At 58.9% G+C, this 13,945-nt stretch carries 12 protein-coding genes and 1 pseudogene; 6 read left to right on the top strand and 7 right to left on the bottom strand.

Translation table 11 applies throughout. The annotated features are described in order from the left end of the window. Positions 1-7 precede the first annotated feature (7 nt). Positions 8-172 (top strand): hypothetical protein, encoded by a 165-nt coding sequence (locus HB376_RS20470; RefSeq protein ID WP_213765500.1) that lies wholly within the window; start codon positions 8-10, stop codon positions 170-172. Between the two features lie 38 nt (positions 173-210). On the opposite strand, the gene HB376_RS20475 is transcribed toward HB376_RS20470, so the two are convergent. Together HB376_RS20475 and HB376_RS20480 are read right to left on the bottom strand one after the other, a co-directional pair. Beyond that, positions 211-555, bottom strand: coding sequence for a hypothetical protein (locus HB376_RS20475; protein ID WP_213765501.1), 345 nt, complete (start codon positions 553-555; stop codon positions 211-213). 393 nt (positions 556-948) lie between these two features. Further along, complete coding sequence (locus tag HB376_RS20480; RefSeq protein ID WP_213765502.1) at positions 949-2,478, bottom strand: hypothetical protein; 1,530 nt, start codon at positions 2,476-2,478, stop codon at positions 949-951. A gap of 151 nt (positions 2,479-2,629) precedes the next feature. Between HB376_RS20480 and HB376_RS20485 the strand changes: the two genes are divergently transcribed. The 5 genes and pseudogenes from HB376_RS20485 to HB376_RS41095 all read left to right on the top strand — a co-directional run. Then, positions 2,630-2,998: a hypothetical protein gene (locus HB376_RS20485; protein ID WP_213765503.1), complete on the top strand. Its 369-nt coding sequence runs from the start codon at positions 2,630-2,632 to the stop codon at positions 2,996-2,998. Between the two features lie 194 nt (positions 2,999-3,192). Continuing rightward, a complete protein-coding gene (locus tag HB376_RS20490; protein ID WP_213765504.1) occupies positions 3,193-3,975 on the top strand; it encodes a hypothetical protein in 783 nt (260 codons plus the stop codon). A gap of 5 nt (positions 3,976-3,980) precedes the next feature. Further along, a complete protein-coding gene (locus tag HB376_RS20495; protein WP_213765505.1) occupies positions 3,981-4,958 on the top strand; it encodes a MoxR family ATPase in 978 nt (325 codons plus the stop codon). Between the two features lie 4 nt (positions 4,959-4,962). Next, positions 4,963-6,258 carry a hypothetical protein gene (locus HB376_RS20500; protein ID WP_213765506.1) on the top strand — a complete coding sequence of 432 codons (1,296 nt, stop codon included), beginning with the start codon at positions 4,963-4,965 and terminating at the stop codon, positions 6,256-6,258. A gap of 905 nt (positions 6,259-7,163) precedes the next feature. After that, positions 7,164-7,484 (top strand): annotated as a pseudogene (locus HB376_RS41095) (recombinase family protein); the annotation flags it as partial. On the opposite strand, the gene HB376_RS20505 reads toward HB376_RS41095, so the two are convergent. The 5 genes from HB376_RS20505 to HB376_RS20525 all read right to left on the bottom strand — a co-directional run bounded on the left by HB376_RS20505 (position 7,394) and on the right by HB376_RS20525 (position 13,942). Next, the gene (locus tag HB376_RS20505; protein ID WP_213765507.1) at positions 7,394-8,146 is read right to left on the bottom strand and encodes a hypothetical protein; all 753 of its coding nucleotides are present in this window, start codon (positions 8,144-8,146) and stop codon (positions 7,394-7,396) included. The pseudogene HB376_RS41095 and the gene HB376_RS20505 overlap by 91 nt on opposite strands. Before the next feature lie 19 nt (positions 8,147-8,165). After that, positions 8,166-8,354 (bottom strand): DUF3732 domain-containing protein, encoded by a 189-nt coding sequence (locus HB376_RS20510; RefSeq protein WP_346730535.1) that lies wholly within the window; start codon positions 8,352-8,354, stop codon positions 8,166-8,168. Positions 8,355-8,580: 226 nt separating this feature from the next. Then, positions 8,581-8,970 carry an RcnB family protein gene (locus HB376_RS20515; protein ID WP_213765508.1) on the bottom strand — a complete coding sequence of 130 codons (390 nt, stop codon included), beginning with the start codon at positions 8,968-8,970 and terminating at the stop codon, positions 8,581-8,583. Positions 8,971-9,308: 338 nt separating this feature from the next. After that, positions 9,309-10,748 (bottom strand): efflux transporter outer membrane subunit, encoded by a 1,440-nt coding sequence (locus tag HB376_RS20520; protein ID WP_213765509.1) that lies wholly within the window; start codon positions 10,746-10,748, stop codon positions 9,309-9,311. Beyond that, the gene (locus HB376_RS20525; protein ID WP_213765510.1) at positions 10,745-13,942 is read right to left on the bottom strand and encodes an efflux RND transporter permease subunit; all 3,198 of its coding nucleotides are present in this window, start codon (positions 13,940-13,942) and stop codon (positions 10,745-10,747) included. Before HB376_RS20525 ends, HB376_RS20520 begins: the two co-directional genes overlap by 4 nt. Positions 13,943-13,945: the final 3 nt, after the last annotated feature.

Here is a 13,945-nt window from a genome sequence, read left to right on the forward strand (position 1 = left end):
CGAGGCGATGGAGCGGTTTCTGGGCACGATGCTCGATGACCTGGTGCAGCTTGCGCTGCGCAACGGCTCGGCCACGCTCGCGTGGCACCTGAGCGTCCATCGAGCAGCACGGCAGCGCGAAGCTGACGGCGGTGACTTTGCGTATGGTCGTGGGACGGTTTTGTCGCGATAAGGCGGCCTGCTATTCTGTTGGTGACAAAACGGACAATTTCACCACTCGACAATAAGCGGCCCCACGTTTTCGGATAGCGCTTCGCCCATCATACGGCGCCAGCGAGTGAACGCCTCTTGGTGCGCCTGTAGTCGTCTGTCAATTGCGGCAACGCGCAATAGTTGCCGTGACTTCGTCTGCTCGATTAGAAGGCTATTTTGGTGAGCCAGATCCGCTAGTTCCCGAGCGTTTTCGGCCTTGATGTCTTCAACAGCACGCGTCAAGCGCTGAATGTCTTCGGTCATCGCGCGGTTTTTGCCTTTCTCTCGAAAGTACGGGCCGAAGCGAGCGCCGCCGGCGACCACGAACGTCAAGATGATCGAGAGAAGCTGGGCAGCGATCATCGATAGGCCTCAGCCAGGGCGCAAGCGGTTCCAAGATGAGGGTTCGGACCGGGTATTACTGTGATAAGCCGCGCAGCACTACGACCGCCAACTTCGAAGCATGCCCTTGGGCGCCATTGAAATTCGGCTACTTCAGCGGCGTCTCCAATGCGGATATTGAAGCAGATGCGCGGCTAGACCTTCCATCGGCCGTAACGGACGCATCCGCCCGGGCGCAGATCTCGTGGGAATCCTTCGAAGTAGTCCAGACATTTCCATCGCCGATGACGGTTTTCCCCTGAATTTCCGCAGTATCGGTGATGAACTGCATTCCGGAATCAGGCTCGATGCAAGCATCGACGGTGGGAAAACCGCTGCACGCTTTTCCACCCGTCGCGCCGCAGTTCGCCTGGATTAGCTTTTGCACGGTCTTGTTCGCCTGCCGCGGCGCGTTATTCGCTGCTCCCGATGCCAGCTCTGCCTGCTGAGGGGTGCTTTTGGGTGCGTTGGAACTGAGAGCGGCAAGTTCGCGCTCGGCGGCGTCCACCGCGCTTCGTGCCTTAAGCACGGCGTCGCGCGCCCGCGCAATCTCCGCCTGCGATGTCTCATCGCTTTTCGGGTTTCCACGGCGTGGGCGTAGTCGTCCTGCGTGCGCTGCAGCTCTGATTTACGCAATCCGACCTGATCCTCGGAAAGCTGTATCGCCAGTCCCGCCTTCTCGTCCGCTCCGGATGCGCGGCTGATTGCAAGGTTCTGCGTGGACGTCTTGAGTCCAAATTCCGCGGTGTGAACTGCGGTGATCGCATTCGAGATTTCGGTCTGCGAAACCTTACCCGTCTGCGCGCTCGCCAGAAGCTGGCGCAGTTTGTCTTGGGCGCTGCTAAGTGCGGATCTCTGCTGTGCGATCTCCTTTTGATATTGCATCGAATCTTGCTCGATATTGCTCAAGACGGGAGCCCTAGTTGCTTGCGATGCAGGTTGCGGATAGCCGACCGGCGTGGTCGCTCGTGACGCGCCCCGCCAACCGAGTGCATATTGCATGTGGCTCATGACGCCCAGCAATTCCCAAGGCCCACCGGGACTCGTCTTGAAGACGACCGACATATTCGGGCACCCTTTATCTGGCACGAAGGCCTGAAGCAAATTGTCGCTCTTCTGCAGAAACGTTCCCGCGCAACCATTCACAGTGAAATGACCGATCGTGGCAAAACGGGTGACAGGATCGGCCGCGTAGTATTCCTGCCAAACTCCGTTTCCCAGATAAGTCCATCGCCGCTCATGGGGGGTAGCGAATGAATAAGTCCATCGGAAATCGATCACCTGCCCGATATACGCGCCCGGTGGCGCCGGCGGCGGAAAATAAAGCCACACGATGGCGCAAAGAATCAGCGAGAAAAGAAAAGCCAAACCGATGGGAAGGTCAAGGCTTCCGGCAAATCTCGCGCCAAGCACGCGGGCGCGTTTGCCCTCGATCGAGAACATTCCAAAAGAGCGCCGCGAGCGCACCATGTATTTAATGAATATGGCGTCCGTGACCGCGCTTCGTTCCACTAGGGCATGGATGAATTCGCGTACCGTAGCGCTCCAGCCCGACGGCGGCCGGCTGTAGTGGACGATCGAATAGCGCCTCGCCCCGACCCCGTCCGACTCGATGGCCTCGAACAGATATCGCTCTATGGCACGACGAACAGGCATCCTGAATGCCGGAAGTAAATCCGATATCAGACGCCCTCGGATTTCCGTCGGAATGCGTCCGGTTCGAAACCACTCCAGACTGCAAAGCGCCCGAATCTCGGCTTCATTCGGCGTCGGCCGAGCCGCTTCACGGGCAAGCACGTTGCCCAGATGAATCGTCAGAGCAATTTTCAACCCGGGATAAATGGCGCACGCGCAGAGCCATTGATAGCACAAGGCGCCGAGTTGCGTCCTGATTTCATCGCACAAGTCAGCCATATCAGGGCTTCCTTTTGCATGCCAGAGCCCGTTGACCCCATGCAGAAACAACGGCTTGCGTTGTCTCGTATCGATAATGGCTTGCTTTGTCTCATATCGATGCTAGCATTTTTATCAAACCCGCCAGAGCAGGGAGGCCACGATGCAAATCACACAGTATTTCCAAACGGTAAATCAGGTCAACACCGCCGACACGATTTACATGAATGGTCAAATGGTGCTGTCGCCGGGAAGCACTTCATCCGATTTGAGCAAGATGCTGACTTCTCTGCAAAGCGAGATTGCCCTTTTGGAGAGTGTGCCTGAAGTTGATCGGCTCAAGGTCACTCAGTCGATATCCGACGCCACGGCGGAACTGCAGAAGCCAGAGCCGAAAAAGGACCGCATCAATACGTATCTGTCGAATGCGGGCGAGATGCTCAAAGGCGCGGCGGGTGCGGCATCCGGCGCTGTGGCCTTCGCCACCACTCTGTCTGAGATCGGGAAATGGGCAATCACCTGTCTCAAATGATCGGCCAGTTTCTCGGGCGCCGACAGAACGCGTGGGGTGGACCGCAATCCCAGTCGAGTTCCGCAAAGCCTTCGATCCTCCAGCAGCAGTTCCTTCAGCCTGTCGGGACGGTGAACAACGCGGACAATATGCAGCTTAACTACATTTTCTGCGGGTCCGGATCGGTTGAACAACTGATGCCCGAACGGTTGAACTTGACCGTCATGATGCTGAACCGGGGCGAGCAATGGCGGGCGCTGAACGAACGGCTCGGCAGTTGCACGCAGTCCGGCGGCGATGGCCGGCTGCTCGTCGTCGTGCGCGGAACGCCAAAGGACAAGCCGGATCTCTTCGCGTACCGCTGCGGGATCATCGACCTCAAAAAGTTCGACACGGATACCGGCTGGCAGTTCATGGGCCCTCTGGAATGGCCCTCGGGCTCGTCGGATCTCAATGCGCTGATCGCAACAATTCGACCCAATCTGGGCATCAACGGATCCTGCAGCCTTCTTTCCTTCAATGATCGCGTGAAAGATCTGGGCAAAAGCATCTGCTTCAGCCATAGCATCGACGAGCCCGAGATCAGCAAGGCAGGCGAAGCGCTCGTATATCGATGGCTCGAGTACTTCGCGACCGAGTGGCCCCGGCCGCCCGCTGGTCGCTTGGTCGTCGCGTTTCTGTGCATAAGAGCGACGGCGGAGGCCGGATCGCCCGAGCCTGACCTCCATACGCGCATCGCGGAAAAATACACGTCAAACAACTGTCCGATATTTGTGCTTCCGCCCTTGGGTCTCATCAAAAGGCATGAAGTGCTGACCTGGACGAGCGTGGTGCGCGAAAATCTCGGAGAGGAATGCGCGGCGGGCGTCATGCTGGACGCGGAAGACATTTTCGACAGAATCAACGAATGGCGTTTCGACGACTTGTCCAAACGGCTGCGCCCGATCATTGGCGGAACAATTCACCCACACAGCCAGCTGAACGCGCATCGGGAGTGAGCTTCATGGATGATTGGCGGCTCTCCAAGGACAACAGCGGCAGTCGCGTCGACCGCTGGCGCAGCTTGCCCAGGCCCGCTGTCGGCGACATAACCGGCCCGGAAGGCTATCTCGCGGACGACGCCTTGATCGACGCAATCAATACATCGATCTATCTCGGCATGCCCCTGCTGCTCACCGGTGCGCCTGGCTGCGGAAAAAGCGAAGTCGGCGCGTTCGTCGCGTGGAAGCTCGGCCTCAAGGAAGCGATCCGGCTGGACGTCAAGTCCACCACGACCGCGCGCGATCTGTTCTATCGCTTCGACACGCTCGCGCGCTTCCACGCAGCCTCAGAAAAGGGATCGAACATCGACCCGCATCGCTTCATCACGTTTCATGGTCTCGGCACTGCGATCCTGCTCGCCAACGAGCCCGAAGCCGTGGCGGATCTCATTGCACCGGAGGAACATCCCGAAAAGCGGCGCTCCGTCGTGCTGATCGATGAAATCGACAAGGCGCCCAGAGACGTGCCCAACGACCTGTTGGTCGAAGTGGAAAACATGAAGTTTTATATCGCCGAGTTGAACCGAACAGTTACCGCGGAAAAGAAGATGCGTCCCGCCGTGGTCATCACCAGCAATTCGGAGCGGTCGCTGCCCGATGCCTTTCTGCGGCGATGCGTCTACTTCGAACTCAAGTTTCCCAGCGAGGTCAATCTGAGAAAAATCATCGCGAGCCGTGTGACAGGTCTGGCGGCAACGTCCAGCCTGGTCGTCGACTCAGTGCACCTCTACCAATATCTGCATCGGCAATCCCTGCGCAAAAAGCCCGGCACGGCGGAATTGCTCGCATTCGTGCTGGTGGCGCAAGAGCGGGGCATCACCGATCTCCGGAGCCCGACCGGCTGGCATCCCCTCGCGAGACTGACGCTTCTCAAGGGTAGCGACGATCAGCATGTCGACTTCGACCAGATTCAATGGGCGCAGGCCGGCCAGGGAGACTGACCCGATGGTCCAACGCGCGCCTCACGTCGAAACGGTCGACGCCGAAACGTTAGCAGACCCGTTTCCTTCCTCACAACGGCTTGACGCGTTTCTGGCGCAACTCAGGCTGAGCGGCTTCGATTTGACTCCTTGCCAGTTTGCAATGGCGCAGATTGTCCTGCTTGCCGCCGAGCACGACAATGTCGGCGTCGTCAGGCTCGGACAGCGGCTAGCACTGGTGCTCGCTGGCACGAGGCAGGATGACTTCATGCGCGTATATCGAATGTGGTTCGATCGCGACGAGCCAAATTCCGAGTTTACGTGCAAGGTCCGTTCACCAGCGAAGCGCGTGACCACGAATAACCGATTGAGCCTTGCGCTCGTGCTGTTGACGCTGGCGTGCGTCGCGGCATGGCTGCTCGTTCAAAGAAAGACGCCGGACACGTCCCCGATTCCCCAGATGATCGAGTCCGTCCAAACGGTGCAAGCCACGTTTGCTCCGCTGCCAGCGAGCGCCCTCGTCGTCGCACAGGCGTCGGTGTCCTGGTCCGCGCAAAGGCCGATCCTGGCTTTCACACCCCTCGTGCCGTGCGTAATCTGGCTACTTCTACGTTTGCGGAACCGCGCGCTGTGGTTCAGTCACGCCGGCACCATACCTCTGGACGCAAACCAACGCGCCGTGCCCGTCGATGCCGCTAATCTCTACTCGGGACACGACATGGAAGCGGTAGCGCGAGCGCTCGCACGTCCCACCGCGGGGACAACCCTCACGCTCGACGTCATGGCGACGGCGGAAGCTACCGCGAACCAAGGTGGCCTCATAACGCCCGTCTGGAACACGGAGAACATCTCACCAGAATACATTTTTCTTGTAGAAAAGAAAAACGAGTTCGATCACCTCGCCGCGTTGGCCGACATCCTGATCGATCAACTGGAGGCGAGAGGCGTTCGAATGTCTCGCTATTACTTCGTAGGTGATCCACGGGTCATCCACAGCGAGGATTCCTACGAAATGGAGATACGCCTCTCTACGATCGCTGCGCGTTCCCGCTATGTGACGTTTATGGTAGCCGCCACGCCAGATGAATTCATACACCCGCTGACGGGAAAACCCCTTCGACACGTCATCGATGTCTTCAGCATGTGGGAAACACGCATTTTCCTCGACCTTTACCCAAAGGCCTTATGGACTGATCGGGAAAAAAGTCTTGTGCGCTCTGGCTTCTACGTGGCCAGCGCTTCGACGTCCGGGTTGATTGCGTTGATTCATGCGGGGCCTAACGCAGCCAATACTCCCGCGTTTCTTGAAGCGCTCGGGTGACTGGAAGCCGGTTACGCGCCGCGGACCGCATCAGTCCAATGCGCGTCAGCGCGATGGGGTGCCCATCCATTGATGTGCGCCGCGCAAGTTCCCGCCGCGGAATGGACCCTCCGTTTGCGCCCAAAGGCGACTCACGCTGGAATTCCTCAATGGCCCGGCCCTGCGGAATTCCGCGAGCAATGTCCATTTGGGCTTCTTTGTTGTGCCTAAGCTCGGTGCTGTTCGCTCGCGACGCTTGCCAGTTCGATTGTGAGCATCAGTGACTCGCTTTTGATCGACGCGAGAGCGTGCCATATCCTCACGAACAAGATCCAACGGCGCGTACTTCCGATTCTCGCGCGCAATGGTGCCTGGGAGCTTGCTTCGATCGTTCGTGTAGACGCGTGCCTCAAGGCGCGCACGAGATATAGCGACGTGATAAACGTCCTTCGCCGTAGTTCGGCGGGTGGTCTGAGTCTCAATCAGAACGCGGTTTGACGTTAAACCCTGCGCGCTGTGAACAGTGGTCGTGCATGCAAGATCGACGTGGGCGGGTTCGTTCGCTGGCAACTCGATACACCGGCCATCTCCTTCCAATATGAGCTTGCCGGGATGCACTACGGCGACTTTGAAACGATTGCCGTTGGCGAGGTCCAGTCCGGCATCGTTGCGGGTAATAGAAAAGCTTGTCTCCGCGCGCCGTGACAACGTGTCGATCCCGAGGGAATGCGGGTCGTGCACCCTTTGCAGATGTCAGCCATGCAGGATTGGAAATCGGAAGGCGGGTTATCGGAGAGCAGACCGCCAATGTCCCGGAAGGAAAGCTTCCCCTAGCTGATGTTCGAACTCCATTTCGGCGTCCAGTCGGATTTGTTCCACAGGGAACCGCACTTTTTGTGCGAAGACAGGACACTGGAGCTTTATGAACAACGCGCAGACTCATGGAACAAGGCGTGCGCGTTGAATGTACGCTCAACGGCATGTGGTTCGATGGACGAGAGGAAGACCCGATTCAAAAAGCTATGCGGGACGCTGTGCTGGCGTTCATGGCCGCGCAGGGAGAAGTCGACTACACGAATCGGGCGGAGATGCAGCGGCCCGGTGTGGCAATTGCGAAGGCCGCAGGGAAGTACACGGGACGCGCGCGGTCTTACGATTATGCTGCGATCAAAGCATGGCGCGCCGAGAACGGCGCTAGCATCCGGGCGACGGCAGGGCAGTTCGGAATTGGGACAGATGTCCGGTAAGCGCCGACGCCATCCACGATAGACGCAAGCCCCTGCAGTATCCGCTTCTGATCGTCCTGCAACGTAGGATCGACGTTGAGACCTAGATGCTGTTGCCCGCTCTTCCAGAGCGGGCCGATCGTTTGCTTCGATGGTATTTCCAGTCCGTGCATCTCAATGTACGTCTTGCACAGTGCTTCAATGATGGCGCTCGCCGCAGTAATGGCGGCATGCGGATCGCGATCAACTTGAGAGATGGCTCGGTCGAACTCTGCTTCGATAGACGAGAAGTCACCAGCCTTGAAATAGTCCGCGAGTGACTTCGCCGCCGGACTCGCTCCTGCTAAGGTGATGAAACCATTCATCTGGTAAGTCAACTGGTTCTTGGCAAAGCTGGCTCTGATGCGCTCTTGTCCGGGGCCAATTTTCTGGTTCCAGTCATTGGGTTCCAGATCCATGAACCTCTGAATAACTTGGCCAAGCACTTGCATAGGATCAACACAGACATCATCGTTGCAGCGCCTAAGCCAAAGGCTACATTTCGTTTCGCAGTTTCCTTCGGGCACGTCACCCGGCGCTCCACTCTCCATGAAGAGTGAGTTCAGCGCGGAATGGCTGTAGTAGTACTCTGCAAGAACAGAAGAAACGGCGCCAATGACCGAGTTCAGAATCTTGCTGTTCATGTTGTTCCTGTTCTTCTCGTCACGACAATGACTGTGGTAGCAGAGGCCAGTCTTCCGGCACGAGCGCTGGCGGCTTGGTCCAAGACTGCTCAACCAAAGTGTCCTGGAACCATTGATCTCGGAGGTTGGCGTGTTCGGTCACGATGAGTTGAAAGCCTGGGACATCCTTTTGCGTGAACTTTAGTAACAGCTCGAATAGCCGACGCACTGCCGTTGGCTATTCTGGTCGCGCAGGCAACAATTCTGTAAATCAATCTGCCTGTTTTGACAGTGCCGTTTGGTCGCATCGGATATCGTTGTCGAGAAAAGACGATGATCGACGGTCTGCCGTAAACACCTTGATTGCTCCGCAGACCTGACGACCTGAAGCACCCACGAACCTTCAGATCACGGGACAGCGGGCTATGATCGTAGCCGTCTCCATGCACTATGAATCAGCGGTGTGGGGCGAGGATGATGTTAGCGATAACGCCCGTCGCGATTGCGACCAGTACATAACCGCCGTTCAGGCTGACCCATTGATAGCCTCCCGGCGGTGGTTGCAACCCTTCATCCCGCCAGTTATCGACCACGTAGCGCCGGTCTCGATAGTCTCCTGGCAGGCGGTCACCGCGATGCCAGTCGCGATGTGGAACCGGCTGGTCATGACCCTGCGCGCCAGCGTCCGGTCCGCGCTGCACGTGACGCTCCGGTTGGCCGTTGGGACTGCCATGGTTCTCCGGTCCGTCTGGACCTTCCTGTGCAACGCCCGGGACTGTCTTAAGCGTCAGCAGCGAAACCAGCAGCGTTATGACAGCGGGCTTATTCGCGAATATTGTGGACATTTAACGGCTCCAGAAGGACAAAATCACATTGAACAGCATCCTGTCGAGCGAAGGGCTTACAGCAGCTTACATACGCTAATAATTTCGATGGTTTCCACAGCCTCGCGAATGCCGAACTGGCTGGAATCTCCCGATGGCCGGGCCTTACTGCTGCAAGAACTAGTGGCGATCGGACGCATGCGTTGCACTATTTGCACATCTGTAACACTGCAGAACGATAGTGATGCTTCACATCCGCCCATGTCGTCCTATCCGCAGCCATCGTGTTCTAACGGAACTTCCGCAGCGTCAAGTTGATGGCGCTCAAGCGCTGGAAGAACGCATCAAGGCTTAGGACGTTACTCGCCTCCTTGCTCCACACCACCTCCCAGTGCTTTGTACAGCGTAACGAGGCTGGTCTGCTGCGACAGGCTATCGGAAGCCAACTGCTGCTGCGCGGTATAGAGCGTGCGTTGCGCATCGAGAAACGTCAGGAAGCTGTCCGTGCCAGCCTTGTACCGGGCCTGCGCAAGCGTGTAATAGCTCTGCGCGGAAGTCACATAATCACGGTCCGCGATCACCTGATCGATGTACGTTGCATGCGCCGTCAACGCATTCGATACTTCCTTGAACGCGGTCTGGATCGTGCTTTCGTAGTCGGCAATCTCGATGTTCTTTTCGATCTTCGCAACGTCCAGTGACGCCTTGTTGCTGCCGTAGTCGAAGATCGGCAGGGACACGGTCGGCGCGAACGCCCACGCACCCGTTCCTGCCTTGAAGAGACCTGACAGCGTTGAACTCGACGTCCCCGCCGTCGCGGTCAGTTCGATCTTCGGGAAAAACGCCGCACGCGCTACGCCAACGTTCGCGTTGGCCGCCTTCAAGGCATGCTCGGCTTCCACGATATCCGGGCGGCGCGTGAGCAAGGTCGAAGGCAGGCCTGCGCCGATATCGGCGAACATCGACGTGTTGGAGGCCTGGTCGAACGCGGGCGGCAGGTTGTCCGGAATCGGTGCACCGAGCACCGCGACCAGGTTGTTGCGGTCCTGAGCCACAGCCCGTCTATATGACGCCAGGCTCGCCTGCGCGCTGGCGAGCGTGTTCTGCGCCTGCCGCACATCGAGCAGCGAGGAATTGCCCAGTTCCTGTATGCGCTTCGTGACGTCGTAGGTGGTCTGGTCGGCGGCAACCGTGTCCTGCGTGATCTTTAGCAAACGCTCGTCCGAGAGCAAGGTCAGGTAGTCCGTCGCCACTGTTGCGATCAGGCTGATCCGTGTGCTTTGACGCGATGCCTCGGTCGAGAGATAGTTCTCCAGCGCTTGCCGTTTGAGACTGCGCAGACGTCCGAAGAAGTCGATCTCCCACGAAGTGGTGCCAATGTTGAGATCGTTCGATACGCTGGTTGTGCCTAACGTGCGTTCGCGTGTCACGCTGCCGCTCGCGGATATCGATGGTGCAAGCGCCGCACGCGTAATGCGATATTGCGCCTCGTATTCCGCCACGTTCAACGCCGCGACGCGCAGATCACGGTTGTTGTCGAGAGCGATCTGGATCAGCCGTTGCAGACGCGGATCGCGAAAGAAGGTGCGCCATTGGGTATCGACGGCTAGCGTCTTTGACGTATCCGCGGCGGTCTTCTGCACGGCTGTCGTGCTTTCGTAACTGTCGCCTTGCGGATAGGCTGCCGCTACCGGCGCGGCAGGCCGCTCGTAGTGCGGATCGAGTGTGCAGCCGGTGAGTGTTGCGATACTCGCAAGCGCCAGCGACAGCAGGCGAACACCCAGTTTGAGTCTCATCATTGTTCACCTTCGCTATGCGTGGTGTGGCCGTGCTCGCCAAACAAACGCCGCACGACGACGAAGAACACCGGAACGAAAAAGATCGCGAGCACAGTGGCGGCGATCATGCCGCCCATCACTCCCGTGCCAATCGCGTGACGGCTCGCCGATCCCGCGCCCGTGCTGATCACAAGCGGCAGCACGCCGAATACGAACGCGAGCGAAGTCATCAGGATCGGCCGCAAGCGCAGGCGCGCCGCTTCAAGCGTGGCGTCGATCAGGCTGCGGCCTTGCGCTTGCAAGTCCTTCGCGAATTCGACAATCAGGATCGCGTTCTTGGTCGACAGACCGATGGTTGCTAGCAGACCGACCTTGAAGTAGATGTCGTCGGGAAGCCCGCGAAGATGCGCGCCAAGCACGGCTCCCAGCACGCCGAGCGGCACCACCAGAATCACCGCGATAGGAATGGACCAGCTCTCGTAAAGACCCGCGAGACACAGGAACACCACGATCAGCGAGATTGCATACAGATAGATCGCTTGCGAGCCGGCGAGGCGCTCCTGATAGGACTGCCCGGTCCAGTCGATGCCAAAGCCGGCGGGCAGTTTTTTCACGAGCGCTTCGACTGCATCCATCGCCTGGCCCGTGCTTGCGTTAGCGCCGGTCTGTGCGGTGATTTCCATCGCGAGCGTGCGGTTGAAGCGCTCAATCTGCGGCGGCCCAAAAGTCCACTTGCCGGTGGCGAATGCCGAGAAAGGCACCATCTGACCGTCGTAATTCGTGGTGCTCGTCGTCGTGCTGCTGGTGCTGCTTGATGTACTCGATGTACTTGATGTACTTGATGTGCTCGCCTTCACGTACCAGCGTCCGATGTCCGACGGCATCATCCGATAGGGCGCATCGGCTTGCACATACACCTTCTGAATGCGGCCCGTATCGACGTAATTGTTCACGTAGGTCGAGCCGAACGCCGTCCCCAGCGTGTCGTTCACATCGGCGACGGAAAGCCCGAGCGCGCTGGCCTTCTCACGATCGATATCGACGTGGAACTGCGGGGTATCGTCGAGACCGCCAGGACGCATGCCCGAGAGCATGCTGCTGTTCGCGGCCAGCGCCATCAACTCGCGGCGTGCGGCCATCAGCTTGTCGTGGCCTTGTCCCGCGCGATCTTCGAGTTCGAAATCGATCCCGCTTTGCGTACCGAGTTCCTGGATCGCCGGCGGATTGAGCGCGAAGATCTGCGCGTCGCGGGCGGCAGTTGCGAAATACATGTTGGCGTGCAGGATGATCGACGACGCCTGTCCGTCCTTGCCACGGCGCGTGCTCCAGTCCTTGAGCTTGACGAACGCGAGCGCATTGTTCTGGCCCGAGCCATTGAAGCTGAATCCCGTGAGCGTGATGATCTTGTCCACCTGCGGCAAGCCGAGATAATAGGCCTCGACCTGCTTCACGGTCCCGAGTGTTTTCGCGGAAGGCGTGCCGACCGGCGTCGAGATTGACGTAATGATGATTCCCTGGTCCTCTTCGGGAAGATAAGACGATGGCAGTTTCGTGAATAGCAGCACAACCACGCCCGCGATCAGCGCATAGATCACGAGATAACGCATGGGCTTGCCGACCACGCGCGATACGCCCGTAGAGTAGCGGTCAGTGCCGCGTGCAAGCACGCGGTTGAACCAGCCGAGGACGCCGCGTTTCTCGTGATGCTCCACGTCCGAGCGCTTGAGCAGTGTCGCGCATAACGCGGGCGTGAGCGTGAGCGCGAGGAACACGGAGAGCAGCATGGCTGCCACGATAGTGATCGAGAACTGCCGGTAGATCGCGCCGGTGGAACCGGAGAAGAAGGCCATCGGAATGAACACGGCGATCAGCACGGTCGTGATGCCGACAAGCGCGCCGGTGATCTGCTTCATCGCTTTACGCGTCGCCTCCAGCGGTGACAGTTTTTCCTCCGCGATCAAGCGCTCGACGTTCTCCACGACCACGATTGCGTCGTCCACTAGTAAGCCGATGGCAAGCACGAGCCCGAACATGGAAAGCACGTTGATGGAGAAGCCTACCGCCGACATTACCGCGAACGTACCGAGCAGCGCTACCGGCACCACGATGGTCGGGATCAGCGTTGCGCGCAGGTTCTGGAGGAACACATACATCACGACGAACACCAGCATCACCGCTTCGATCAGCGTCTTCACCACCTCTTCAATCGAGATACGCACGAACGGCGTGGTGTCGTACGGATAGTCAACCACCACGCTGCGAGGCAACTGCGGGGTCAACTGGTCGAGCTTCGCACGCACCGCTTTCGCGACACTCATTGCGTTCGCGCCGCTTGCGAGCTTGACCGCGAGCGACGCGGCCGGCTTGCCGTTCAGCCGCGAGTCCGTGCTGTAGTCGTCGCCGCCTACTTCCACGCGCGCCACATCGCTTAGCAGCACCTTCGAGCCGTCGGTGTTCACCCGCAGCAGGATCGAGCCGAACTCAGCGGGTGTGGTGAGCAGACTCGACGCGGAGATGGTGGCGTTGATGGCTTGTGTCTTCGTCGAGGGTGAACCCCCGATCTGGCCGACCGATAACTGCACGTTCTGGTTGGTGATTGCAGTGGTGACATCGCTTGCGGTCAGACCCACCGCCTGCAGCTTGACCGGGTCGAGCCACACGCGCATGGCGTGCTGCGCGCCGAACAGCGTCACGTCACCCACACCGTCGATCTGCGTAAGCGGGTCTTCGATCTGCGTGGCGATCACGTTGCCGAGATCGATGGAATTCATGCTGCCGTCCGAGGACGAAAGCGACACGATCATCAGGAACGCGTTGGCCGCCTTGGCGACCTGCACGCCCTGGTTCTGCACTGTCTGCGGCAATGACGAGCTGGCCTGCTCCACCTTGTTCTGCACCTGCACCTGTGCGATGTCAGCGTTGGTGCCCTGCTGGAAGGTCAGCGTGATGGTCGCTGTTCCCGCGTTACTGCTGGTGGAGGACATGTACAGCAGGTTGTCGATGCCGCTCAGTTTCTGTTCGATCACCTGCGTGACCGTGGTCGCCACGGTTTCGGCGGAAGCGCCGGGATAGGTCGCCGTGATCTGCACGGACACCGGCGCGACGCTCGGATATTGCTCGACCGGTAGTGTGCGGATGGACGCCGCACCGACCATCATGATGACGATGGCGATGACCCACGCGAGAATCGGTCGGTTGATGAAAAAGCCTGCCATGAG

The sequence above is a fragment of the Caballeronia sp. dw_19 genome, assembly GCF_018449515.1.
Taxonomy (GTDB): Bacteria; Pseudomonadota; Gammaproteobacteria; order Burkholderiales; family Burkholderiaceae; genus Caballeronia.